The organism is Spirulina subsalsa FACHB-351 (assembly GCF_026130165.1).
Taxonomy (GTDB): Bacteria; Cyanobacteriota; Cyanobacteriia; order Cyanobacteriales; family Spirulinaceae; genus Spirulina_A; species Spirulina_A subsalsa_A.
In genome coordinates, this window is sequence record NZ_JAIHOM010000273.1 from 1 (window position 1) to 559 (window position 559).

Sequence of the window (559 nt, forward strand, 5' to 3'; positions counted from 1 at the left end):
CCCACCCCTACGAGGACGGCGTTTAGTAGGGGCAGAGTATGAGATTTTACCCCTAGAGGAGTTAGAAGGGGACATCTTAAGCATTCCCTCACAGGTGTTGGGTTTAGAGTTGCGGGTATTATCCGATGGTCGTTTGCGGTTTTTTGACTCAGTATCTGGGGAGTATTTGCGGAGTCCAGAGGAGTCGGAACAGGAACGGATACAAGAACGAATGCAGGCCGAACAGGAACGAATGAGGGCTGAACAAGAACGAATGAGGGCCCAACAGGAGCAGTTCCGCGCTGAACAAGAACGAATGCGGGCTGAACAAGCCGAACGGGAATTAGAACAACTCCGTAATCTCCTGCGAGAACGGGGAATTAACCCCGATGATTGGTCAACCTAATCCATTTAGTTTATTCCAGCTACATTAAAATAAATGTACTGTTGTTCCACTAGCTTATGAATCCTTCCTCCCTCCAAAGTCCCCTCATCTACCCCGAACCAGACGGAGCGCCCATGGCTGAAAGTGATCCCGCTCGTGATTATCTCATCTACGGCGTAGAAGCCCTCAAACACC

At 49.9% G+C, this 559-nt stretch carries 1 pseudogene; it reads left to right on the top strand.

The window, feature by feature from the left end:
• Positions 1 to 385, top strand: a pseudogene (locus tag K4A83_RS22830) (Uma2 family endonuclease); the annotation flags it as partial.
• Between the last annotated feature and the right edge of the window lie 174 nt (positions 386 to 559).